Here is a 23,600-nt window from a genome sequence, read left to right as displayed (position 1 = left end):
AGCCGCGTCGGGCATTGGCCGGCGCGGTTGAAAATCACGCCAATCGGCCTAGTTTCGGGCGTCCCACTTCCAATCTTAATCGAGAAATTGCATGCGGCGCGACGGCAAACTGACGACGATCGGCTTCGACGCCGACGACACGCTGTGGCAGAACGAGCAGTTCTTCCGCCTGACGGAAAAGCGCTTTGCCGCCATGCTCGTCGACCATGGCGAAGCCGAGCACATCTCGGCACGATTGCTGGAGGCCGAAAGGCGCAACCTCGCCGTCTATGGCTTCGGCATCAAGGGATTTACCCTGTCGATGATCGAGACGGCGATCGAGGTCACGCAAGGCCGCGTGCCGGCCTCGGTCATAGCGGAGATTCTCGATGCCGGCCGCGAGATGCTGAGCCATCCGATCGAGGCCTTGCCGCACGCCCGCGAGACGGTCGAAAAGCTTGCCGGCGCATTCCGCCTCGTGCTGATCACCAAGGGCGACCTCTTCGACCAGGAGCGCAAGCTGGCTGGCTCTGGCCTTGGCGATCTGTTCGACGCGGTCGAGATCGTCAGCGACAAGAATGCCGCCACCTATAGCAGGCTCTTCAACCGCCACGGCGATGGTCCGGCGAAAAGCATGATGGTCGGCAACTCGCTGAAGTCGGATGTGGTGCCGGCCATCGAGGCCGGCGGCTGGGGTGTCCATGTGCCGCACGAACTGACCTGGGTGCTGGAGCATGTCGAGGCGCCGGTAACCGAATCGAGGTTCCGTCAAATATCCGATCTCGGACAACTGCCCGGACTGATCGAAAGCATCATCGATCCGTGATCGCTGGGCGATCCGTAATCGCCGGGCCTTACTCTTAGTTCGCTCAATTCCGGACGGAAAACCGTTACACACTTTCCCGCAATTGCCTTAGCGGCCGATCAGGCGATCGATCACCGGTTGCAACCGTTCGGGCGTGATCGGCTTGGCGACCACCACATCGATGATACCAGACAGGCCCAGACTTTCCGTCGTGCCGTTCTTGGTTGACAGCAGGATTACCGGTGGCAGCGATTTGCCAGAGGCACGGCGCAACGCCTCGATACTGGACATCAGATTGTCGCAGTCCTTGTTGTCTGCGCCGCCGTCGAGGACAACCGCGCCGGGAATGAGCGACCGCAAGATCCTTGCCGCCGTGTCGGGAGATTCCGAAATCGGCTTGAGTCCGGATCGCTCGACGATCTTTGAAATCACCACGCGATTGATTGGCGATTTGCCGACGACAAGCACCTGCGACGGATCACGGACCGCCTCGGTGGTTGAGTCGCGGGTCACCAGATTCGGATGTCTTGGAGTCTCGCCTTCGCGATTCACCGGGCACACAAGTCGGCCAAGAAGCTCGCCCCTATTTCAATGCAGAGTTGAATCCGGAGCGCAATTGGCGTGAGATCGGAGCCTATGTCAAGTTGAAATAAAAGTGCCCGAAATCACCGCCAGGAGCAGTGAATTTCAAGCAACGCTACTGTACTCAACTGTCCACACGTGAATTTCATAAAAAGAAAATTCACCTGCGCAAGGGCTGCGCAGGTGAAGGGTCGGTTGCATGGATTTCAGTCAGCCGTGGCTCTGCTGTGTGACGATCACCGGGATCAGCAGATCGCCCCAGTTGCCGTCGCCGCCGTGATGTCGTGCCGAGCGCACGAGTTCCACCGAGACGCCCGCCTCGACCGCCTTCATCACCGACTGGTTGAGGCGGTGCAGGTCGTTGGCCAGCATGCGGATCGTCGCCTGCTGGTCGACGCTCATCGTCGTCGACTGTTCCTCGGCGCGTTCCTTGACACGGCTTATCGATGCCATTGGTCTTCTCCTGTGTCCAAGCCCTGTTGGGCGTTTCCTCTGTACTTTGCGGCTCGCTATTCGGCGGCCGGTTTGAACTGCGCGTGCTCGGTCGATTCATGCATGGCGGTGGTCGACGACTGGCCGCCGGTGATCGCCATCGACACGGCGTCGAAATAGCCGGTGCCGACTTCGCGCTGATGCTTGGTCGCGGTGTAGCCATTGGCCTCGGCCGCGAACTCGGCTTCCTGCAACTCGGAATAGGCCGCCATCTGCCGCGCCTTGTAGCCGCGCGCCAGTTCGAACATGCCGTAGTTGAGCTGGTGAAAGCCGGCGAGCGTGATGAACTGGAACTTGTAGCCCATCGCGCCGAGCTCCTTCTGGAACCTGGCGATCGTCGCGTCGTCGAGGTTCTTCTTCCAGTTGAACGACGGCGAGCAATTGTAGGCGAGCAGCTTGTTGGGATGATGCTTGCGCACGCCCTCGGCGAATTTCCTGGCCTGTGCCAGGTCGGGTTTCGAGGTCTCGCACCAGATCAGATCCGCGTAAGGCGCATAGGCGATGGCGCGGGCGATGCAGGGCTCGATGCCGTTCCTGACATGGTAGAAGCCTTCCACCGTGCGCCCGGCGTCGTAGTCGACGAAAGGCTGGTCGCGTTCGTCGATGTCGGAGGTGAGCAGCTTGGCGGCTTCCGCATCGGTGCGCGCGACGACCAGGGTCGGCGTGCCCATCACGTCCGCCGCCAGGCGCGCGGCATTGAGGTTGCGGATGTGCGCCGCGGTCGGGATCAGCACCTTGCCGCCGAGATGGCCGCATTTCTTTTCCGACGCCAGCTGATCCTCATAGTGGACGCCGGCGGCGCCCGCCTCGATGAAGGCCTTCATGATTTCGAAGGCGTTGAGCGGTCCGCCGAAGCCGGCTTCCGCGTCGGCAACGATCGGCGCGAACCAGGTCTCGACCGAAAGCCCGTTGCCTTCGGAGGTCTCGATCTGGTCGGCGCGCTGCAGCGTGCGGTTGATGCGCTTGACCAGTTCGGGCGCCGCATTGGCCGGGTAGAGCGACTGGTCCGGATACATCGCACCAGCCGTGTTGGCGTCGGCGGCAACCTGCCAGCCCGACAGGTAGATCGCCTTCAGCCCGGCGCGCACCTGCTGCATCGCCTGATTGCCGGACATGGCGCCGAGCGCGTTGATGAAGTCCTCCTCATGGATCAGCTTCCACAGCCGGTTGGCGCCCATTTCGGCGAGGCTCTGGCGGATCTGCACCGAACCGCGCAGGCGCTTCACATCCGCCGCGGAGTAGGGCCGTTCGATACCGTCAAAGCGACCTTCCGGGGCCGATGGGACGAGGTTGTAAAAATCAGTCATTGGTCACTCCGAGGGATTGCTGATCTGTGTCAAGGCGTAAAGAATTTGGGGTCATTGGGTATGACTGGATTTACATTTCTGCGCGAAATCAGCTACATAAATCCACAAAACCGGCACAATATAAGAGAAAACCTGTGTTGTGTTTGACAGAGGTGCGTTGTAAATTTGTCATCGTTGTAAAAGGCCAAAGCCCAGAAAATTCGTGTAAATGCTGTAAAGGACAGTCCGTGGCTGACCAGAAGATCTTCGCCGGGCCGCGCATCCGCCGCATCCGCAACGCCAAGGGCCTGACCCAGACGGCGATGGCCGAGGGTCTTGGCATTTCGCCATCCTATCTCAATCTGATCGAGCGCAACCAGCGGCCGCTGACGGTGCAGCTGATCCTCAGGCTGGCCTCCGTCTACAAGGTCGATCCACACGAGCTGCAGGGCGAGGCGAGGGGATCTGTCGCTGCCTTGAAAGAAGTGTTCACCGACCCTCTTCTGGTCGGCGAGCTGCCGGGTGATCAGGAACTGATCGAGCTTGCTGAGGCGGCGCCCAATGCGTCCGCGGCGGTGATAAAACTGTTCCGCGCCTATCGCGAGCAGGCCGAGCGCCTGTCCGACCTCAACGAGCTTTTGGCGCGCGAAGGTCGGGCGACGGCGCTTTCCGGCGCCCGCCTGCCGATCGACGAGGTGCACGAGATTTTCGAGCGCCGGCCGAACCATTTTGCTGCCCTCGAGGAGGAGGCCGCGGCGTTCACCTCGGTGCTCGATCCCGGCGACGATCTGTTCGGCGCGCTGAAGGCCTGGCTGAAGCGCGAATATGGCATCGTGGTCAAGGTGCTGCCGGTCGCCACCATGCCGAACTGGCGCCGCCGTTATGATCGTCATTCGCAGCGCCTGTTCCTGTCCGAACGCCTGTCGCCGTTCGACCAGCTGCGCGAGGTCGCGATGGAGGCCTGCCTGATCCGCATGACGGTCGCGGTCGCCGGCGAGATCCAGGCGCTCAAGCTGAGCACCGACGAGGCGCGCCGCCTGGCCCGCTTCGAACTTGGCCGTTATGCGGCGCATGCGCTGATGATGCCCTATCAGGCTTTTCACGCGGCTGCCGTGCGCGCCCGCTACGACATCGATGTCCTGCGCTCGCGCTTCGGCGTCTCCTTCGAACAGGCAGCCAACCGGCTGACCATGCTGCAGCGGCAGGGTGCCTCGGGCGTGCCGTTTTTCATGCTGGAGGTCGACAATGCCGGCAACCGCTTCCGCAAGGCCGGCAGCCAGGGCTTTCCTCAAAGCCGCTTTGGCGGCGGCTGTCCCAAGCTGCCCGTGCATGTCGCCTTCACCCAGCCCGGCCAGGTCTTCGTCGAGGCAGTGGAAATGCCCGACGGCGCCGAGTTCCTGTGCGTCGCCCGCACGCTGGAAGGGCCGCAAGGCGCATTCTCGGAACGCCCGCGCCGCACCGCACTGCTGCTCGGTTGCGACATCGGCTTTCGTGACGAAATCGTCTATGGCGCGGCATTACCCGGTGCGGCAATCACCGCAAAGGCCGGCAGCATCGCGGCGACGCCGGTCGGGCCTGCCTGCCGGCTTTGCGAACGAGTCGGCTGCCTGGCGCGGGCCGAACCGCCGGTGACGCGTCCGCTCGGCCTCGACGAGATGGTGACGGGCCTGAGTGCCTTCGATTTCCAGTAACGCCGTGTCCTCTGAATGGGGGCAAGGTGCCACAATTGTCGCCGGCCGCTGGCTCAGTTCCGGCCTGCGCCTTTGCGTTACGCGAACAGAGCATCTTTTTGTCGTCCCTTGCGCATCGTCCCGTCCACAAAAGCCCGACAGTGGCAGCCATGATCGATACCGCATCGCCGATCGTCGCATCGCCAGCCGTCTCGCCGCGCGAGGAACGCGTCGGCATGCTTTTGGTCTTCCTGTCGGCGCTGATGTGGAGCTTCGGCGGCACCATCGCCCGCTTCATCACCGTCGGTGACAGCTGGACGGTCATTTTCTGGCGCTCCGTCTGGGCAGCCGCCTTCCTGGTCTGCTTCATGGTCTGGCGTGACGGCTGGCGTGGCACGCTGAACCTGTTCCGCGACATGGGTCTGCCCGGCCTTGCCGTCGGGATCTGCTTTGCCACCGCGTCGACCGCCTTCGTCGTGGCACTGGCCTACACCACCGTCGCCAACATCCTTTTGATGCAGGCAGGCGTGCCGTTGCTGGCGGCGCTGTTTGCCTGGGCGTTGTTTCGCGAAAGGGTCGGTGTCGCCACCTGGGTGGCAATCGCGGCCGTCATCACCGGCGTCGCCATCATGGTGTCGGAATCGCTGGATGGCGCCGTCTCGCCGATAGGCGATGGGCTGGCGCTGTTGATCGCGGTCATGTTCTCGGTCGCCACCGTCATCACCCGACGGTTTTCCGGCGTGCGCATGACGCCGGCGACGTGCCTCGGCACCATGCTCGCGGCCGGCTTTGCCGTCTCGCAGGCATCGACCCTCACCGTGTCAGTCAGTGACATGGGCTTTCTGTTTGCCTTCGGCGTGGTCAATCTCGGCCTCGGCCTCGCCTTCTTCGCCACCGGCGCGCGACTGATCCCGGCGGCCATCGCGGCGCTGCTCGGCACGTTCGAGCCGATCCTCGGCTCGATATGGGTCTGGCTCATCCATTCCGAGGTGCCGTCGGGGCGCACCATCATCGGCGGCGCGGTTGTGGTCACGGCGCTGCTCGTCCATATCGGGCTCGAATTCAAGCGCCAGGCACGCCCCGAACGCGCAGGGGTCACCGGGGTGCCGTCGCCTAATTGAAGCGGCCTGCAGCTTTGCCATTGACAACGTCGCTGCAGCACGGGCAGGCTGGTATTACGGCAACAACAAGACAGGCGTATCTTGCCAAGTCTCCCAGCCGGTCCGATCGGGACCGGACCATATCGTCGTATCTCTGCCCGCGCCACGGCGAAAGCCTATGACGGTATTGGCACGCCTCCCAGGCCGCCTCAGGGGCGTCCAGCCATCTCATCGAACCGCCTGCATGGTCTCGGCAGTTCGCGCTTGTCGCCCCTTGGAAAGCTCAATAGTCTGAAGAAAATGCCGGTCGCGCTGATATCGCGACGAGCCGGTGAAGGAACACTCATCAAAGGAGAATAGCATGATCCGCAAAGCGCTCTGGCTTTCGGCAACCTCGGCATTCCTGACATTGTTCACCGTCGGCGGTCACGCCGCGGATCGTGTCGTCAACGTCTTCAACTGGTCGGACTACATCGACAGTTCGATCATCGACGATTTCACCAAGGAAACCGGCATCAAGGTCGTCTATGACACCTTCGATTCCAACGAAATCCTTGAGACCAAGCTGCTTGCCGGCGGCAGCGGCTATGACGTCGTCGTGCCCAGCGGCAATTTCCTTGCGCGCCAGATCCAGGCCGGCGTGTTCCAGAAGCTCGACAAGTCGAAACTGCCCAACATTTCCAACATGTGGGACACGGTTACCGAGCGCACCGCCAAGTACGACCCCGGCAACGAATACTCGGTCAACTACATGTGGGGCACGGTTGGCATCGGCTACAACATCAAGAAGGTGCAGGCGGCGCTTGGCACTGACAAGATCGACAGCTGGGACGTCTTCTTCAATCCCGATAGCCTGGCCAAATTGAAGGACTGCGGCGTCTACGTGCTGGACTCGCCGGCAGATATCATCCCGGCGGCGTTGAAATATCTCAACCTCGACCCGAACAGCACGTCACCCGATGATATCGCCAAGGCCGAGGAGACCTTGCTCAAGGTGCGGCCTTACATCAGGAAGTTCCATTCCTCCGAATACATCAACGCGCTCGCCAACGGCGATATCTGCCTGGCGGTCGGCTGGTCGGGTGACGTGTTCCAGGCCCGCAACCGCGCGGTCGAGGCCAAGCAGGGCGTCGAGATCGGCTATTCCGTGCCGAAGGAGGGTGCGCAGATGTGGTTCGACCAGATGGCGATCCCTGCCGATGCACCTCATGTCGCCGAGGCGCTCGAGTTCATCAATTACATGATGAAGCCGGAAGTTATCGCCAAGTCGTCGAACTACGTGCTCTACGCAAACGGCAACAAGGCTTCGCAGCAATTCGTCGACAAGGCGCTGTTGGATGATCCTTCGGTCTATCCCGATGCCGAGACCATAAAGAAGCTCTACACCGTCTCGCCCTACGATCCCAAGACCCAGCGCGTCATCACGCGCACCTGGACCAAGATCGTCACTGGCCAGTAAGCAATCCGACACGGTCCCGGCAGCCACCTGCCGGGACCGTTTCTATCTGGGGCAAGAAGCAAGAAAATCAGGACGGAGTGGGACATGAAATCGCTTGGCAGCATCCGCAGGGATTTTGCACCGTGGAACGACCCGAACGCCAAGCCGTACATCCAGTTCGACAACGTCACCAAGAAGTTCGGTGACTTCACCGCCGTCAACAATCTGTCTCTGACCATCTTCGAGCGCGAGTTCTTCGCGCTGCTCGGTGCTTCCGGCTGCGGGAAGTCGACGCTGCTCAGGATGCTCGCTGGCTTCGAGGAGCCGACAGCCGGCCGCATCCTGCTCGACGGCCAGGATCTGCGCGGTATCCCGCCCTACCGGCGGCCTGTCAACATGATGTTCCAGTCCTATGCGCTGTTCCCGCATATGACGGTGGAGAACAACATCGCCTTCGGCCTGAAGCAGGACGGCATGCCGAAGCCCGAAATCGCCTCGCGCGTTGCCGAGATGCTGAAGCTGGTCAAACTCGAGCAGTTCGCCAAGCGCAAGCCGCATCAACTGTCCGGCGGCCAGCGCCAGCGCGTCGCGCTCGCCCGTTCGGTCGCCAAACGGCCGAAGGTGCTGCTGCTCGACGAGCCGCTCGGCGCGTTGGACAAGAAGCTGCGCGAAGAGACGCAGTTCGAACTGATGGACCTGCAGCAGAACCTCGGCCTGACCTTCGTCGTCGTCACCCACGACCAGGAAGAGGCGATGACCATGGCCGATCGCATCGCCATCATCGACAAGGGCGAGGTGATGCAGGTGGCAACGCCGGCCGAAGTCTATGAGGCGCCGGGGTCGCGCTTCGTCGCTGGCTTCGTCGGCAATGTGAACATGTTCGAGGGCAAGATCGCGCGTGGCGAGGCCGGCAGCGCCAGCATCGATGCCGGCAACGGCATCACCATCCGCACCGACAATGCCGGCACCGCCGGCGCCGGGACGGCCGTCACCTTCGCCATCAGGCCCGAAAAGATCAAGGTGTCGTCGAAGAAGCCGGCCGAGGCGGTCAACGCCATCGAGGGCGAGGTCTACGACATCGCCTATCTCGGCGACATGACCGTCTATCATGTCAGGCTGGACGACGGCCAGGTGGTGCGCGCCAGCACCATGAACGCGGCCCGCATCACCGAGGATCCGTTGAGCTGGAACGACCGCGCCTGGGTTTCCTTCCGGCCCGACGCCGGCGTCGTGCTGACGCGGTAGGGGGCGACCATGTCAAGCGCCACCGCCACCACCGCCTCAGCCCCTCCGGCAACCAATGCCGGCAAATCCGCCCTCGCCAGGCTGGGTGCTGCCTTCTTTGGCCGCCTGGTCATCATCATCCCCTATGTCTGGCTGCTGTTCTTCTTCCTCATTCCGTTCGTCATCGTCTTCAAGATCTCGCTGTCGCAGACGGCTATCGCCATTCCGCCCTATACGCCGGCGCTCGATTTCAGCGGCGGTATTTCAGGGTTCCTTGCTCAGCTGAAACAACTCAGCCTCGACAATTACACCTGGCTGACGCAGGACGCGCTCTACTTCAACGCCTATGTGACCAGCGTCATCATTGCCGCGGTCTCGACGGTCCTGACATTGCTCGTCGGCTATCCGATCGCCTACGGCATGGCGCGCGCGCCGGCCACGATCCGCCCAACCTTGCTGATGCTGGTGATCCTGCCGTTCTGGACCTCGTTCCTGATCCGCGTCTACGCCTGGATCGGCATCCTCAAGCCCGAAGGGCTGCTCAATCAGCTGCTGCTCGCCACCGGCGTCATCCACCAGCCGCTGATCATCCTCAACACTTACACGGCTATCTTCATCGGTATCGTCTATTCCTACCTGCCGTTCATGGTGCTGCCGCTATATTCCGCTCTCGAGAAGATGGACTATTCGCTGATCGAGGCGGCCAAGGATCTTGGCTGTCCGCCGACCAGCGCGTTCTGGAAGATCACCTTCCCGCTGTCGCTGCCCGGCGTCATCGCCGGCTGTCTGCTGGTGTTCATTCCGGCTGTCGGCGAATTCGTCATTCCCGATCTGCTCGGCGGCTCGCAGACGCTGATGATCGGCAAGACGTTGTGGAACGAGTTCTTCGCCAATCGCGACTGGCCGGTATCGTCGGCCGTTGCCGTCATCCTGCTATTGCTGCTGATCGTGCCGATCATGCTCTTCCAGCGGGCTCAGGCGCGCGCTCAGGAAATGGACAGGTGACCTCATGAACGCCACCTGGAGCCGCTTCAACATTACCTCGATCGTGCTTGGCTTTGCCTTTCTCTATCTGCCGATCGTGCTGCTCATCGTCTTCTCGTTCAACGAATCGAAACTGGTCACGGTCTGGGGCGGTTTCTCGACCAAATGGTACGTCTCGCTGTTCCACAACCAGGGTCTCATGGACGCGACCTGGGTGACGGCGCGTGTTGGCCTGATCTCGGCCACGGTTGCGACGGTACTGGGCACCCTGGCGGCACTCACCTTGACCCGCTACACGCGCTTCAAGGGCAGGGTGCTGTTCTCCGGCATGGTCTTTGCGCCGCTGGTCATGCCGGAAGTCATCACCGGCCTGTCGCTGCTGCTGCTCTTCGTCGCCGTCGGGCTAGACCGCGGCTTCCTCACCGTGACGCTCGCCCACATCACGCTGACCATGTGCTTCGTCGCCGTGGTCGTGCAGTCGCGCCTCATGACCTTCGACCGCTCGCTGGAAGAAGCCGCGATGGATCTTGGCGCGACGCCGGTGAAGACCTTCTTCCAGATCACATTGCCGGTCATCATGCCGGCAATCGTTTCCGGCTGGATGCTGGCTTTCACGCTTTCGCTCGACGATCTGGTCATCGCCAGCTTCACCTCGGGGCCGGGCGCGACGACGCTGCCGATGAAGATCTACAGCCAGGTTCGCCTCGGCGTGACGCCGGAAATCAACGCTGCCTGCACCATCCTGATCGCCGTCGTGGCGATTGGCGTCATCATCGCCTCGCTTGCCAACAAACGGCGTGAGGTGCAGCGCCAGCTCGATGAGCAGGCGGCGCAGCGCGGGTGAAAAACAGAAGGCGCGGTGGCGGCCTATTCCCCCGAAACGCCGCGGCTGATCGGGGAAATGAACGGCGTGCTCCAGGTTCCGCCGACGAAGAACGATGACTGGTTGGGACCTTGCTGGCCGTTGGCCTGCGTTGCCGCCTGGTCAGGTTGAATGACGCCGCCGGACAAAGCCAGTCCGCGCCCGGCGTAGGACGCGATGCCGGACAGCCAGATCTTGTACTTCGCTGAATTGGCCTCGGCCTTGTCGATCCGCGCCACGCCCTTCGAAATGGTGGCCTTGATCTCGGCGCCGTCGATCGGCAATGTTCCGTCGGAGACATCGTCGAGCGCGAAGAAGCCGCCCTGTTCGGTATGTTTGAGGAAGGCCGGCAGGTTGAGCTTGCTCAACGCACCCGGTCCGAACGTCGCCGAGACCGAGCCGTCGGCATTGTCGAAGATGGAATCCCAGGTTCTGCCCGGCCCCTTGAGGATCACCGAGACGGTGCCCGTGCCGACCGGCACCAGCCGCGTCATCCCTGCCGCCGTACCGAAAGCACCGCCGTCGATGTCGGACGCCAGAAGGCGGATTTCGACCTGCGAGCCCTCCGGCTTGCGATCGAAGCGAAGGCTGGTCTGGATGTTGCCGCCGAAGGCCGAGGCATCGGAGATGTCGAAGACGGACAGACCATCCTTGACCTGGGCCGTGGCGGCGACATCGGCGAGCTGGATAGGCCCCGCCGTGGCGTGGGCTGCCGACAGCCTCAGATCGAGATTGATCTTGTCGGCGAAACTTGTGTCGATTTCGCCGGGTCCCGCCCCTCCGGTCGGCACCAGCGGGGTGAAGGCCGACAGAAACGATCTGAGGTCGAGCGTGTCGAAGGCGAGCGTGCCGGAGATCACAGGTTGTGCTTCACCAAGCGAGAGGTCCAGTGCACCCATCCCCGGATTGTTGTCGAGTGCAATTGCCGTGTTGTCGAACTTGACGCGCCCGCCCGTCGCGGTGATCTTGCTCGAAATGCTGACCGAGCCGATCGCCGCACCCGGAGCGATGCCGGCCTGCGACCATTCCAGGACGCGCCGCAGCGAGGGTGCCGAGAACTTCGCCTGACCGTCGAAATAGGTATTTTCAGACATGCTGGCCGTGCCGTCGAACGAGAAGGTGGCGGGTGCTGCCTTGAAGGACAGCGTCAGCGGCGCCGTGCCGCCGGCAAACAGCACAAGCGGTTTGGCCGAGGCGACGTCCAGCGCGACGCTTTCGCCCCGCCAGATCCCTGTTGCCGACAGCGTCGCATTGCTGTTCATCGCCGCCCAATTCGCTTGACCGTTCAAACTGCTCAGGATCTCGACGTCCTTGCCGCCGATGGAGGCTACCATGCGGCCGTCGCGAAACTCGACCGTGCCGAAGGTGTCGGTAGGCAGCTTGTCGAGGTCCGGCTTGGCGGGGTCGGCGTTGACCAGGCCGCGCGCCGTGTCGATGGAGCGCGTGATGCGCCCGCCGGTCGGGACAGCAGGCAGGAAAAGGCCGGCAGGCGTGCGCTGAACCCGGATCGTCGGCCGCACCAGCCGCGCCGTCGAAAACACCACGTCGCCGCGTAGCGCCGCCATGGCGGAAAGGTCGACCTCGACCCGTTCTGCCTCGACCACCGGCGGCGCCTCGGTGTCGGTCCATTGTGAAAGCGTCACATCGGTCAGGATCGCGCGGAATGTCGGCCAGACCTCGATGCGCGGCGAACCGTCGATGGCGACCCGGAAGCCGCTCCACGCACTCATTTCCCAGGCGATGCGGTCGCGCACGATACGGGTGGAGGCAATCAGCGGCAGGGCGGCAACGACCAGCGCGACGACGATCACGGCAGCGCCGATCGCCCATATTCCGCGCCGGATCATAGATGATGGCATATGGCCCCGTATGCTTCCATTCCGACAAATCGCCCGACGGGTGTAACCCCAGTCGTCGCCACGACTGCAGTCGTCACCACGACTTCCGGCCGCCACTACGACTTCAAGTTGTCACTACGACTTAGGGCTGAGGCATTTCAAGTCTTTATGGCCCGGCGATGGCATTTGCGCACATCTGGTCGCATCAGCCGAACAAAATCTTGCTCTGCTGCGCTGCGATATGCATAAGCGATGGCGACCGTGGAGGAACGATCATGGCTGCCGGACAACCGCTCTGGACCCCGACGCAAGACCAGATTGACGCAGCACCCTTGACCGCCTTCACCAAGGTCGCCGGAGTGAAAGCCGGCGCAGCGTTTTCCTCGTATTCGCAGCTTCATGCCTGGTCGGTCGAGGACCGTGAAGGGTTCTGGAGCCTGGTCTGGGATTTCTGCGGCATCGTCGGCGACAAGGGCGATAGGCTGCTCGTCGACGGCGGCAAGATGCCCGGCGCTTCTTTCTTTCCCGATGCGACACTCAATTTCGCCGAGAATCTGCTGAAGAAGACCGGCTCAGGCGACGCAATCGTGTTTCGCGGCGAAGACAAGGTCGAGCGCCGGCTGTCCTGGAACGAGTTGCACGCTCTGACTTCGCTGCTGCAGCAGCTTTTCCTGTCGCTCAAGGTGAAGAAGGGCGACCGCATTGCCGCCATGATGCCCAACATGCCGGAGACCGTCGCCGCCATGCTGGCCGCCGCCTCGATCGGCGCCGTCTGGTCGTCCTGCTCTCCCGATTTCGGCGAGCAGGGCGTGCTCGACAGGTTCGGCCAGATCGAGCCGGTCGTCTTCATCGCGCCGGACGGCTATTGGTACAACGGCAAGGCGATCGAAGTCGCCGACAAGATCGCCGCGGTCGCGGCCAAGCTCGGCACTGTCCGCAAGATCCTGCTAGTCGACTATCTCGGCACATCGAGCGATGTCGCCGGGACCATCGACAAGGCGGTAGCGCTGGAAGAGGCGCTGTCGCCCTTCGCCGGCAAGCCCGTTGCCTTCGAGCCGCTGCCGTTTTCGCATCCGCTCTACATCCTGTTCTCGTCGGGAACGACCGGCATTCCCAAATGCATCGTCCATTCGGCCGGCGGCACGCTGATCCAGCACGTCAAGGAACACCGGCTGCATGCCGGTCTCCTCGACGGCGACCGCTTTTTCTACTTCACCACCTGCGGCTGGATGATGTGGAACTGGCTGGTATCGGGTCTCGCTTCGGGTGCGACGCTGCTGCTCTATGACGGTTCGCCCTTCTACCCCGACGGCAATGTGCTGTTCGATTTCGCCGATGCCGAGAAGATGACTTTCTTCGGCACCTCGGCCAAGTTCATCGATTCCGTGCGCAAGGCCGGCCTCAAGCCGGTCCGCACGCATGATCTGGCCACTGTGCGGGCAATCTCCTCCACCGGCTCGCCGCTGTCGCCGGAAGATTTCCGCTTCGTCTATGACGGCATCAAGAAGGACGTGCATCTGGCCTCGGTCTCCGGCGGCACCGACATCGTCTCCTGCTTCGTGCTCGGCGTGCCGACGCAGCCGGTCTGGACCGGCGAGATCCAGGGACCTGGCCTCGGCCTGGCGGTCGATGTCTGGGACGACGACGGCAGGCCGGTCCGGCAGGAAAAGGGCGAGCTGGTCTGCGCAAAAGCCTTTCCGGCGATGCCGATCGGCTTCTGGAACGACCCCGAGGGCAAGAAGTACCGGGCGGCCTATTTCGAGCGTTTCGACAATGTCTGGTGCCACGGCGATTTCGCCGAATGGACCGAGCATGGCGGCCTCATCATCCATGGCCGCTCCGACGCCACGCTCAACCCGGGCGGGGTGAGGATCGGCACGGCGGAGATCTACAACCAGGTCGAGCAGATGCCTGAGATACTGGAAGCATTGTGCATCGGACAGGACTTCGACAACGACGTGCGCGTCATCCTGTTCGTGCGCCTGGCCGCCGGTGTTCAGCTCGACGAGGATCTGGAAAAACGCATACGGGCAAAAATCCGTAGCGGCGCGAGCCCGCGTCACGTGCCGGCAAGGATCGTCGCCGTCACCGACATCCCGCGCACCAAGTCGGGCAAGATCACCGAGCTTGCGGTACGCGACGTGGTGCATGGCCGCGCCATCAAGAACAAGGAGGCGCTCGCCAATCCAGAGGCGCTGGAGCTGTTCAAGAACCTGCCGCAGCTGGCCGAGTAACTGCTACGGCATGTCGCTCAAAAGTGGCTCCGGTTTGGAGACAACGACATGCATGAAAAAGGCTTTCCGGCATGGTTAACGAAATATCTCGCTAGAATTTACCTAGATTTCATGAGTGGTACACATTCGTAAATTTTCCGCCGCCCCGGTAAGGAGTTGTTAAGGTCCGGCGTCGATAGTCGCAGGTAACTTGAGGGAGAAATCCCGTTCCTCAGCCCCGAGGATCCGAATTCGCTCAAGCCCCCGTTGTGACAGCAATCCCATCTCTTAAGGCGTCCTTTGGGCGCCTTTTCTTTTTATCGGGACCGTACCGCGGAGAGGGCTGATCTATTCCGCGAGCACACGGGTCGACGGAAAAGCGACCTCGACCAAGGTACCTTCGCCCGGTGTCGAATTGATGGTGAAGCGTGCACGGTTGGCTTCCACCATCGCTTTGGTCAACGGCAGTCCAAGCCCGGTCCCGTCGCCGCGTCCGCGCTTCAGCGCGTTGATCTGCTTGAACGGCTTCAGCGCCTGCTCGATCTCGGCATGGCTCATGCCGATGCCGGTGTCGCGCACCCGCATGACGACGTCGCCCGAGGTCTCATAGGCGGTCGAGACGATCACCTGGCCGCCGGCCTGGGTGTAGCGGATGGCATTCGACAGGATGTTGAGCGCGATCTGGCGCACGCTGCGCAGGTCGGCCACCACTTCCGGCAGCCGCGAAGCGAAGCTGGAGCGGATGATGACCCGTTCGCGGTTGGCCTGCGGCTGCATCATCGCCACCGTCTCGGCCAGCGTGTCGTTGAGCGACACCGCCTCATAGGCCATCTCCTGCTGGCCAGCCTCGATCTTGGAGATGTCGAGCAGGTCGTTGACCAGGTCGAGCACATGATTGCCCGAGCGGTTGATGTCGCGCAGATAGTCGCGGTAGCGGTCGTTGGCGACAGGTCCGAATTTCTCGTCGACCATCAGTTCGGAAAAGCCGATGATGGCGTTGAGCGGGGTGCGGATCTCGTGGCTGATGCGGGCGAGGAAATCGGTCTTCTGCGAGGACGCGCGCTCGGCCACCGCACGTGCCTGCGTCAAGTCCTCTTCGGCCCGCTTCCACTGCGTGATATCGCGAACGACGGCGCAGAAGCCGCTGTCGTTGGGCAGCCGGCCGATGGTCATGAACAGCGGAATGAAGCGTCCTTGCGATTCGCGCCCGATCACCTCGCGGCCGTCGTTCATGACGCTCGCCACGCCGGGCTCGGACAGTCCATTGAGATAGTCGCGTGCCGCGCGCTGGCTTTCGATCGCAAACAGCGAGGCGAACGGCTTGCCGGTCACATCGTCGCTGTCGAAGCCGAACAGTGCTTCGGCCGGCCGGCTGATCGATCGGATGGTGCCGTCACGGCCGATCAGCACGACGCCGTCGGTGGCGGTGTCGATAATGGTGCGCATCTCGGCGATGCGCGCCTTGAGCTCGGAAATATCCGGCTGCGTCTGCTCGTCGCCAACCACATGCAGGCTCGCCGGCGCATCATCCTCGCCGGAGCGTCGCACGACCAGCATCAGCGCCTTGCCGTCGCGCCAGGGGACAGAGCGCAAAATGGCCTCGATCGGGAATTCCTGTCCATCACGCGTCTTCAGCCGCAGCGCGCGATCGGTGCCGTCGGAAACGCCGTCGTCGGCATAGGGGTCGGCAAACAACGCGCCGAGGCCGCCGGCATCCGCCAGATCGTCGAGCGCCTCGTAGCCGGTCAGGCTGAGGAATTCCTCGTTCGCATAGTGCAACTGGTCTCCTGAATGGATGAGCAGCGGCACGGGCAGCTTGCAGAGCAGCGACGTGTCCGGAGCCTTGTGTTCATCTCCGGCGGAAAACGCGGACGGCACGAAACCTTCGGCCTTGAGCGGCGGAACCTGCAGGCGAGGGCGCTCGACGCGTATTTCCGCGGCGTCGCCTGCATCGACGGTTTCCTCGGCAACCGCCTGCTTGTCGGGCGACGCGGCTTCCTCGTCAGGCTGCGCCCAATCCTCACTGTCTTCGGCATCGCGAAAATCTGCTGACGTCATGCTGTCATCATCGAGGACGTCATGTGGCGCGTCAGTGGCTTCAGGCCCTTCGCCAGTCGCGACGGGCCTGGTGCTTTCTGGTTCCGCCACCACAGGGCCGTGTTCGTCATCATGGCCGGCATAGTCGAGCAACGAGCCCGTCACACTCGGTTCGGAGGGTCCCTCATGAACCGCTTCGTCCGGGTGGCCGCCGTCAAGCCGCGCCAGATCCTGCTCGTCTTCGGCATCGACATTGGTCTCGGATGGCTCGACCGGTTCGTTCCTTGGTTCTGCCGCAGGGATTTCGCCGGTATGCGTCGGGCCTTCTTGCTGGACGGCATCGGGCGTCGACGCAACCTCGCCGGCCGCCTTGACCGGAGTCTCAGCCTCCGCTGTCGGCACATCCGGCTTCTCGGCCTCTGCCGGCTCGACCGGGGCGCTGTCCTTCTTCAGCCGCTCGCCGATCTCGCGAAACGCGCTGCGTTCCAGCGTCGACAGGCCCTTGTCGTTGGCTGGCTGGCGATGTTCGGCCAGTCGGATCACCTTGTCGGCAAAGCGCCGTTCCGGTTTCGGCACGATGGTCAGCGCCGGCACCTCACCTTTGAACGGATCCGATGCCTGAGCGTCCTCGGCCTTCGGCTCTTCAGCCTTCGGCTTTTCGAACGCGGGCTCGACGGGTTTCGATTCCGGCGCTGCCGGCGCTTCGCCATTGGGCACCAGCGCCATGCCGATGGCCTCCGGATCGACGACCGCGTCGCTGGCGCGGGCGACGCCGAAGCCGCGGAAACCCTCGAAGGCGCGGCTGCGCCCATAGACAGGCAGCGCCGCCAGGTCGACCGGTATCTTCAGATCGGTGCCGACGACCGGCCACAGCACGGAGCGCCCGGACCAGGTATCGCGCCGTTCGAGGAGCCCCGATATCTCGCCGGAGGGGTCGAGGCCGAATGTAGCGGCGACATCCCTGAAGCGTCGGCCGATCACGTCGGCCGCCGGCTTGCCGACGATGTCGGCGAATTCCGGCGACAGCGCGCTGAACTTGCCTTCGGCATCGGTGCGCCAGACGAAGCGTACCGGCGCCGCCGCGCGGTCTATCGACCGCGCCACCGGGCGTTCGAGAGGCCCGGCGGCCTTCGTGCCGTCCTGCGTCGGATTTTCCGCTGCAACCTCCGCGACGGTGCCGGGAGGCTCAACGGGATCGGTTGCGGCTGGCCGGTCGGTTCGTTGTGCATCATCCTGACCGGCATTAAAGTACCAGTGATCATGCTGCGCCGGCGTGTCGTCGGCACTCCCCAAGTCGTTGTCCGCCGCCTCCGCGGGTTGCTCGGCGGGATAGGCATTCTCAGGCTCGGCAGGCACCGATATGGTCTCGGCGGCTTCCGCAACGCTCGGTTCGTCCACTGCAGCCGGGTGTTCGCTGTCGACTGTCGGGCTGTTGTCCTGATCCGGTTCCGGCTGGGCGATCGTGCTTTCCGCAGCTGCAATCTCGGTTGGGGCTGGCTGCTGTGGTTCCACGACGCTCTCGTCGGCAGAGGCTTTGTCGTCGAGTTGGTCCTCGTCGATCACCACCAGCAGATGCCGTTCCTCGGTCAATCTTGCCAGCCCTGCCGGATAGGAGACCGTGCGGCCGGGGACGAGGCGCTTGACGATGCGGTCGCTCTCGGCCGCGACGTCGGCGACGAGCGCAGCCAGCGTCTCCGGCAGGATGCCCAGTGCCAAAAATCCTTCCGAGGCCGCCTCGACATGGCCGCCGGCGTCGACAAAGGCGATGAAGTGGCCATCCTCGGTGAAGCCGCTAATGGCGCGAGCGGCGATTTCGCTGGCACTGCGTGACCCGGTCTGAGCCGCCGGCACTGCCAGCATGATCGCCTTTTCGGCGTCCGGCATGGTCACCGCACTGGCCAGGAAGCCGACGGCGCGGCTGGTCATTCCGGTCGCCAGCCGCACCATGATGGCACGGTCACTGCCAATCTCTGGAAATCCGCTGGTCGCCATGATCTGGCGCCTGGCGATCACGGGCAACTGCGCCGAGGCGCCGATGATCGCCTCGATGTCGGGATAACCGAACATCGCGGCTCCTGGCCCATTGGCCCAGATAACCTGCTCCAGATCCGCCGACAGGATCGCGATCGCGTCGCCTGCGGCAAAGCGCTGGCGGACCGCGTCGAGCACGGCGACATCAAGGAAGGAATATTCGGACGGCATGCGCTTGGCGGACCTCACGGAGCGGCGATTTTGCAGTTAACGCTTTGTTAATAAAAGCCGGAGGCGCGAAGGTCCACAAGCCAGAACGTGCAAAGGCTGGAATCTGGGCTCTTGGTTAACGGCCCAAAAGAAATTTATGGTGCACTGCAACAAAGATATTGCAATGCACAAAATTTGCCTTTATATTGCCATCATACATGAACGAGACGGCTTTCTGTCAAAGCCGCTGCCGCTGAAAAGGATGGAAAATGTCCAGGACCAAGACCGCCGAGACGATCGAAAACGTTGAATTCCCGAGCTTTGACGCTTCCAAGGCCACTGACCAGATCCGCGCTTTCGCCGAAAAGGGCGTTGAGCAGTCGAAAGAGGCCTATGCCAAGCTGAAGACCGGCGCCGAGGAGACCCAGAAGGCTCTGGAGTCGACCTACGAGACCGCCAAGACCGTTTCCAACGACCTGTCGCTCAAGACCATCTCCGCTTTGCGTGCCAATGCCGAGGCAGGTTTTTCCCACCTCGAGGCCCTGATCGGCGCCAAGTCGCTGTCGGAAGTCGTCGAGTTGCAGACCGCCTTCCTGCGCAAGCGCGTCGAATCGACCGTCGAGCAGGCCAAGGACTTCCAGGCCGTTGCCTCCAAGGCGGCCGAGGACGTCTCCAAGCCGATCAAGACCGCCTTCGAGAAGGCGATGAAGGAAATCAAGGTTGCCTAACATTTGCGCATGATCTGAAGATGCAACAAAAGGTCGCATTTTCTTAAAAACGATCAGGTGTATAATGGCAGCCATCAAGGAATACCCGGTGAGTGGAACCTCCTCCCTCTGCTCCCCGGGGTGACCAGCCAGCACCTCCTCCCGCTGGCTCGTAACAGGAAAAGGCCGGCACCTCCTCCCGCCGGCCTTTTTCTTTGTCCGTCGCCCGGCCCTTGCCTGCGCCTTCTTGCTGGGCGAATGCCGCGCCGATGTGGGGAAGTGACCTTTGCTTTCCAAAAGCCTTGAATTAGAATCCATAAGCCCGTAAGGACGCATCGCCGAACGACAGAGCGGGCGGATGAGTTTCTGTTTCGATCCGCTCAGGCAACGTGCCGTTGTAGCTCAGATGGTTAGAGCGCCGGATTGTGGATCCGGAGGTCGCTGGTTCGATCCCAGCCAACGGTACCATCGGCTTTCCTATAGGCCATTGAATTCTTTATAGACTTTCCGGATTCCGGTGAGCGGTCTCGCGGCAATTTTCCATTTTTGTGTTACCCATTGTGGTACAAATGGGGCTGTCGCTCGCTAGGTCATCGCAAAGCTGGAGATGATTGTTGGCGCCGACAGGGATATTGGCGATCCGACCGATTTCCCATGGCCGCACATTGCGTCCGTGTTGCGCGACCTGAAGGCACTTTCGGGCTCTGCCGGCCTATCGACCTGACCGCACCATTACCCGTGCTGACGTGGCGCGACATTGGAACGAGGCCATCAAGCTTGTGACGGCGCTTTCCGACGAGGATTCCCAGCGGAATGCGCCTGTGGATGCGGCCAGCCTAGGCGAGCTCGACAAGCAGCTTGGTCGCCGCCTCGAGGTAACTGGTGTTTATTTGTTCGGCCATCGGCAGCGCGTACCAGGCGCTAAGTTCCGCGATCAGAACGTAGTTGCCATCATCGACTGGCACCGAAGCAAGTCCTCCATCGCTGGCCATAACGATCGCGACGACGCCGTCCGCCCCGTAGGCGATTGCCGCGATCCGTTGAATGCCAGGATTGTCGTAGACGCGAACATCGAACAGCACGGAGCCAGCCGTCTTCTGCGCAATGTCGGTCACGCGATCAGAGAACGGGCGATTAGAACCACCGGTATCGGCCAGCGATTGCTCGAGTAAAACGAGATCAACGTACTGCGCCCCCATCCCCGTCACTATGGACCCGCTCTTGCAATCGGCAATCCCTACCGTCAGTCTTCACACAGGAAAACATCCTGAGACCCGGTCACGCCAGTAAGCGCGTCTACACCGCCCCAAGGCCGGGACTGTTGGTCCGTTCGAAAAGAAAAGCAGTGTCGCCTCTGCGACCTTCGAGGACCGTTCGACGCGCTGCGGGCCACCCATTCCTTGTGATGCTACGATCAACGTAGCCTTTGCCAGCAACGTCCGCGAGCCAAACAAGGTGCCTTCGGCAGCACTCTTCGCGAGAAGGAGGCAGCGACTCGGAGCCCAGTGTTCTGTAGGACGACCGTCGATAGTGGCGGACCGTGGCGGCCAGATCAGCGAGCATCATCTTGCTTGCACATATGGCTCTCGTTCGGCGAAACCCGCCGAAGCGGGGTTTCCCTTCTTGGCTCAACCGGTTTTTTCTGAGCTGGCAGCCTTAGGTTGGCCTGACTTGCCCTTGCTCGCGGCATCTTTGGAATGGGCTGCCATCGCGGGTGCGGGGCCGCTGTTCTTGTTCGTTGTTGACTTAGCCGGAACAGCCTTTTTGCAGGGCTTTCTTAGGAGCAGCCTTTGCAGACGGCCTCTTGGCCTCTTGCTTCGAGGAGAAAATTCCAGTGATGCTGTCGATGACGGACATGGCAAACCCTCGAATCGACCATCAATGCAGCCCATGGCCAAATAGTCCCATCATGCAACCTACGCGTCTTGCTCGATGATCGGGGACGCCATGATCATCGACGGCGGCTGGGCCGCGGACTGCCCACACGGGCTTGGCACCGCTTGGGCCGCGGACTCGATAGAGCGGCGGGCCAGCATAACTGATATTCCATCGACGGGTCTGTCTCGGCTCCTCCAAAAAAGGGATGTTGTGCCAGCTTGATGCCGATCGCGCGGGTTCGCATCCGCGGATCGGCATCGGCCGGTCTGGGAGGTCCGGAATGGGGAAGGTGCAATTGTCGCAAGAGGGCGTGGTGTTCGCACTGGCCGTTGCGATGTTCGCCGTCTTCGCGGTCTCACTCAACAATTTCCTGACCGCCGGCAACCTCATAGCGCTGGTGCGCAGTGTTTCGATTCTGGGCATCCTCGGGCTCGGCATGGGGTTGGTGGTGATCGGTCGGGGAATAGACCTCGCAATGGTCGCCACGATGGTGGTCTCCCTGTCTTGGGTCCTGTCCCTGGCGCAGTCCGGCACGCCGTTCGATACCGCCCTTGCCTACGGCTTCCTGCTCACCATTGCCATCGGTCTGGCGAGCGGCATCCTGATTGCCTATGCGGACATCCCGGCGATCTTCACGACCCTGGCCATGGGGCTGGTGATCTACGGATCCGGGCGCGCCTTCCTGTTTGAGATCGACGTGCAGAACTCCCCGACCGGCGTCGAATGGTTCGACTTTCTCGGACGTGGTTTGTTGTTCGGCCTGCCGATGCCGATCGCCGCTTTCGCCGTACTTGCGGCCCTGATTGCCTTGCTGCTGCTGCGCACCCGTTTTGGCCGGTTCGTCTACGCGGCAGGGGACAATCCGCTGGCGGCCCGCATCACTGGTTTGCCGCTAAGGCCGCTGATCGTTGTGCAATATGTCGTGAGTTCGCTGATCGCCTTCCTTGCTGGCATCGTCATGGCGGCGGCTGTGTCCGGCATGAGCACGCGTGTCTACAACTCCACCATGATCTACGATGTACTGCTCGTCGTGGTGCTGGGCGGTATAAGCCTGAGCGGCGGCCGTGGCGGCGTGCGCAACGTGCTGGTGGGAACGCTGCTGGTCGGCGTGTTGCTCAACGGCATGACCATTCTCGACATCACCTACACCACACAAAACCTGATCAAGAGCTTGATCCTATTGCTGGCGATCATGGTGGACAGCTTCATCAACCCCAGGGACGAGCAGACCTCGCAACAAAGCCAAGGGGACATCTGAACGATATCTTGTTTGCGATTCAACGGGAGGAAACCATGAAAATTCGCACTATTCTGGCCGCAGGGCTGATGGCCCTCGGGCTGGTGGGCACCACGCATGCCGATGACGGCTTGGATAACCCGTCGCGCAATCCATTCTACGACGGGCTGAAGGGAAAGCGCGTTGTCTTCATCCCCCTGGCGATGGGTTTCGACCTTACGGAAGGGTGGGCCGCGATCATGCGCAAGCAGGCAGCCGATCTCGGCTACACGCTCGAAATCCGCGATCCGAACTGGAGCACGGATGCCGGTACGCGGGCCTTGACCGCGCTGATCGCGGAGAAGCCCGACCTCATCATCGCGCACAATCCCGATGTGCAATCCTACGCTCGCTTGCTGAAGCGTGCCATGGACGCCGGCATCAAGGTGGTCCAGCTCAATCTCGAATCCGTTGTTCCGACCGACGCCTATGTCGGCGCCGACTGGTCGCGGGTGGGCTACATCGAGGCAGATGCGCTGGTGAAACAGTGCGGGGCCGGTTCCGGCAAGTCGGGCAAGATCGCCATCATCCGTGGCCAGCCTACCGCTGCTTCCGACCTTTACGAGCTTTATGCCTACAAGCAAACCTTCGCCAAGGATCCGTCGATCAAGATCGTGTCGGAACAGGCGGCTCAGTATGATCCTGCCAAGGCGCGCGCGATCATGGAGACGGTGCTGCAGCAGCATCCCGACCTCTGCGGTGTCGTCGGAAACTGGGACAACCAGGACGTCGGCGCGGGCGCCGCGATCCAGGCGGCCGGAAAGGCCGACGACGTCTATGTCGTCACCTCCGGCGGCGGCAACCAGATCGGTTGCGACAACATCACGAAGGGCCTGCTCGACCTGATCATCAGCTACGATGTCCCGCTCCAGGGCAATGCTATCAACCAGCAGATCGTGCAATCGCTGCTGTCGCCAGCCAAGGCCGGAGAGAGCAAGACCTCTTACTACACGCCTCTCACGCTGCTGACGAAGGACAATATCGGTCCGCGTACCTGCTGGCAGCTCGACCAGTTGAAGTAGGCCAACGGAAGACATCAAAGATCATC

At 62.3% G+C, this 23,600-nt stretch carries 17 protein-coding genes and 1 tRNA gene; 12 read left to right on the top strand and 6 right to left on the bottom strand.

Annotated elements, in window-relative coordinates:
* The first annotated feature begins 91 nt into the window (after positions 1-91).
* Positions 92-805 carry an HAD family hydrolase gene (locus tag MESCI2_RS0105695; protein WP_027035718.1) on the top strand — a complete coding sequence of 238 codons (714 nt, stop codon included), beginning with the start codon at positions 92-94 and terminating at the stop codon, positions 803-805.
* Between the two features lie 87 nt (positions 806-892).
* Here the strand turns inward: MESCI2_RS0105695 and MESCI2_RS0105690 are convergent, their stop codons facing one another.
* From MESCI2_RS0105690 to aceA, 3 genes are all read right to left on the bottom strand, one after another.
* Positions 893-1,336 (bottom strand): response regulator, encoded by a 444-nt coding sequence (locus tag MESCI2_RS0105690; protein ID WP_430981652.1) that lies wholly within the window; start codon positions 1,334-1,336, stop codon positions 893-895.
* A 240-nt stretch (positions 1,337-1,576) separates the two neighbouring features.
* Positions 1,577-1,819 carry an SMc00767 family acetate metabolism repressor gene (locus tag MESCI2_RS0105685; RefSeq protein WP_006202762.1) on the bottom strand — a complete coding sequence of 81 codons (243 nt, stop codon included), beginning with the start codon at positions 1,817-1,819 and terminating at the stop codon, positions 1,577-1,579.
* 56 nt (positions 1,820-1,875) lie between these two features.
* Entirely contained in the window at positions 1,876-3,165 is a 1,290-nt protein-coding gene (aceA, locus tag MESCI2_RS0105680) for an isocitrate lyase (RefSeq protein ID WP_027035716.1), read from the bottom strand.
* Positions 3,166-3,392: 227 nt separating this feature from the next.
* On the opposite strand from aceA, the gene MESCI2_RS0105675 reads away from it, so the two are divergent.
* The 6 genes from MESCI2_RS0105675 (at position 3,393) to MESCI2_RS0105650 (ending at position 10,404) form a co-directional block, all read left to right on the top strand.
* Positions 3,393-4,835: a helix-turn-helix domain-containing protein gene (locus MESCI2_RS0105675; protein ID WP_027035715.1), complete on the top strand. Its 1,443-nt coding sequence runs from the start codon at positions 3,393-3,395 to the stop codon at positions 4,833-4,835.
* Positions 4,836-4,984: 149 nt separating this feature from the next.
* A complete protein-coding gene (locus tag MESCI2_RS0105670; RefSeq protein WP_027035714.1) occupies positions 4,985-5,935 on the top strand; it encodes a DMT family transporter in 951 nt (316 codons plus the stop codon).
* Between the two features lie 340 nt (positions 5,936-6,275).
* A complete protein-coding gene (locus MESCI2_RS0105665) occupies positions 6,276-7,373 on the top strand; it encodes a polyamine ABC transporter substrate-binding protein (protein ID WP_027035713.1) in 1,098 nt (365 codons plus the stop codon).
* Positions 7,374-7,457: 84 nt separating this feature from the next.
* Positions 7,458-8,597 (top strand): ABC transporter ATP-binding protein, encoded by a 1,140-nt coding sequence (locus MESCI2_RS0105660; protein ID WP_013530249.1) that lies wholly within the window; start codon positions 7,458-7,460, stop codon positions 8,595-8,597.
* 9 nt (positions 8,598-8,606) lie between these two features.
* Positions 8,607-9,581 (top strand): ABC transporter permease subunit, encoded by a 975-nt coding sequence (locus MESCI2_RS0105655; RefSeq protein WP_027035712.1) that lies wholly within the window; start codon positions 8,607-8,609, stop codon positions 9,579-9,581.
* Positions 9,582-9,585: 4 nt separating this feature from the next.
* Positions 9,586-10,404, top strand: coding sequence for an ABC transporter permease (locus tag MESCI2_RS0105650; RefSeq protein WP_013530251.1), 819 nt, complete (start codon positions 9,586-9,588; stop codon positions 10,402-10,404).
* 23 nt (positions 10,405-10,427) lie between these two features.
* Here MESCI2_RS0105650 and MESCI2_RS0105645 read toward each other — a convergent pair whose 3' ends face one another.
* Positions 10,428-12,281 carry an AsmA family protein gene (locus MESCI2_RS0105645; RefSeq protein WP_027035711.1) on the bottom strand — a complete coding sequence of 618 codons (1,854 nt, stop codon included), beginning with the start codon at positions 12,279-12,281 and terminating at the stop codon, positions 10,428-10,430.
* A gap of 254 nt (positions 12,282-12,535) precedes the next feature.
* Between MESCI2_RS0105645 and MESCI2_RS0105640 the strand changes: the two genes are divergently transcribed.
* Positions 12,536-14,494: an acetoacetate--CoA ligase gene (locus tag MESCI2_RS0105640; protein WP_027035710.1), complete on the top strand. Its 1,959-nt coding sequence runs from the start codon at positions 12,536-12,538 to the stop codon at positions 14,492-14,494.
* Between the two features lie 327 nt (positions 14,495-14,821).
* On the opposite strand, the gene MESCI2_RS0105635 is transcribed toward MESCI2_RS0105640, so the two are convergent.
* On the bottom strand, positions 14,822-18,712 hold the full coding sequence (locus MESCI2_RS0105635) for a PAS domain S-box protein (protein WP_027035709.1): 3,891 nt from the start codon (positions 18,710-18,712) through the stop codon (positions 14,822-14,824).
* A 248-nt stretch (positions 18,713-18,960) separates the two neighbouring features.
* Between MESCI2_RS0105635 and MESCI2_RS0105630 the strand changes: the two genes are divergently transcribed.
* Positions 18,961-19,419 carry a phasin gene (locus MESCI2_RS0105630; RefSeq protein ID WP_013530255.1) on the top strand — a complete coding sequence of 153 codons (459 nt, stop codon included), beginning with the start codon at positions 18,961-18,963 and terminating at the stop codon, positions 19,417-19,419.
* 370 nt (positions 19,420-19,789) lie between these two features.
* Positions 19,790-19,866 (top strand) — tRNA-His (locus MESCI2_RS0105625).
* 368 nt (positions 19,867-20,234) lie between these two features.
* On the opposite strand, the gene MESCI2_RS01000000134355 is transcribed toward MESCI2_RS0105625, so the two are convergent.
* On the bottom strand, positions 20,235-20,597 hold the full coding sequence (locus MESCI2_RS01000000134355) for a hypothetical protein (protein WP_032900334.1): 363 nt from the start codon (positions 20,595-20,597) through the stop codon (positions 20,235-20,237).
* A gap of 959 nt (positions 20,598-21,556) precedes the next feature.
* On the opposite strand from MESCI2_RS01000000134355, the gene MESCI2_RS0105605 reads away from it, so the two are divergent.
* The gene (locus tag MESCI2_RS0105605) at positions 21,557-22,534 is read left to right on the top strand and encodes an ABC transporter permease (protein WP_027035708.1); all 978 of its coding nucleotides are present in this window, start codon (positions 21,557-21,559) and stop codon (positions 22,532-22,534) included.
* 35 nt (positions 22,535-22,569) lie between these two features.
* Positions 22,570-23,574 (top strand): sugar ABC transporter substrate-binding protein, encoded by a 1,005-nt coding sequence (locus tag MESCI2_RS0105600; RefSeq protein ID WP_027035707.1) that lies wholly within the window; start codon positions 22,570-22,572, stop codon positions 23,572-23,574.
* The last annotated feature ends 26 nt before the right edge of the window (positions 23,575-23,600 follow it).

Source organism: Mesorhizobium ciceri WSM4083 (genome assembly GCF_000519305.1).
Classification (GTDB): domain Bacteria; phylum Pseudomonadota; class Alphaproteobacteria; order Rhizobiales; family Rhizobiaceae; genus Mesorhizobium; species Mesorhizobium ciceri_B.
The sequence above is the reverse complement of the archived record's forward strand: the minus strand, read 5'-3'. Positions and strand labels throughout refer to the sequence as shown.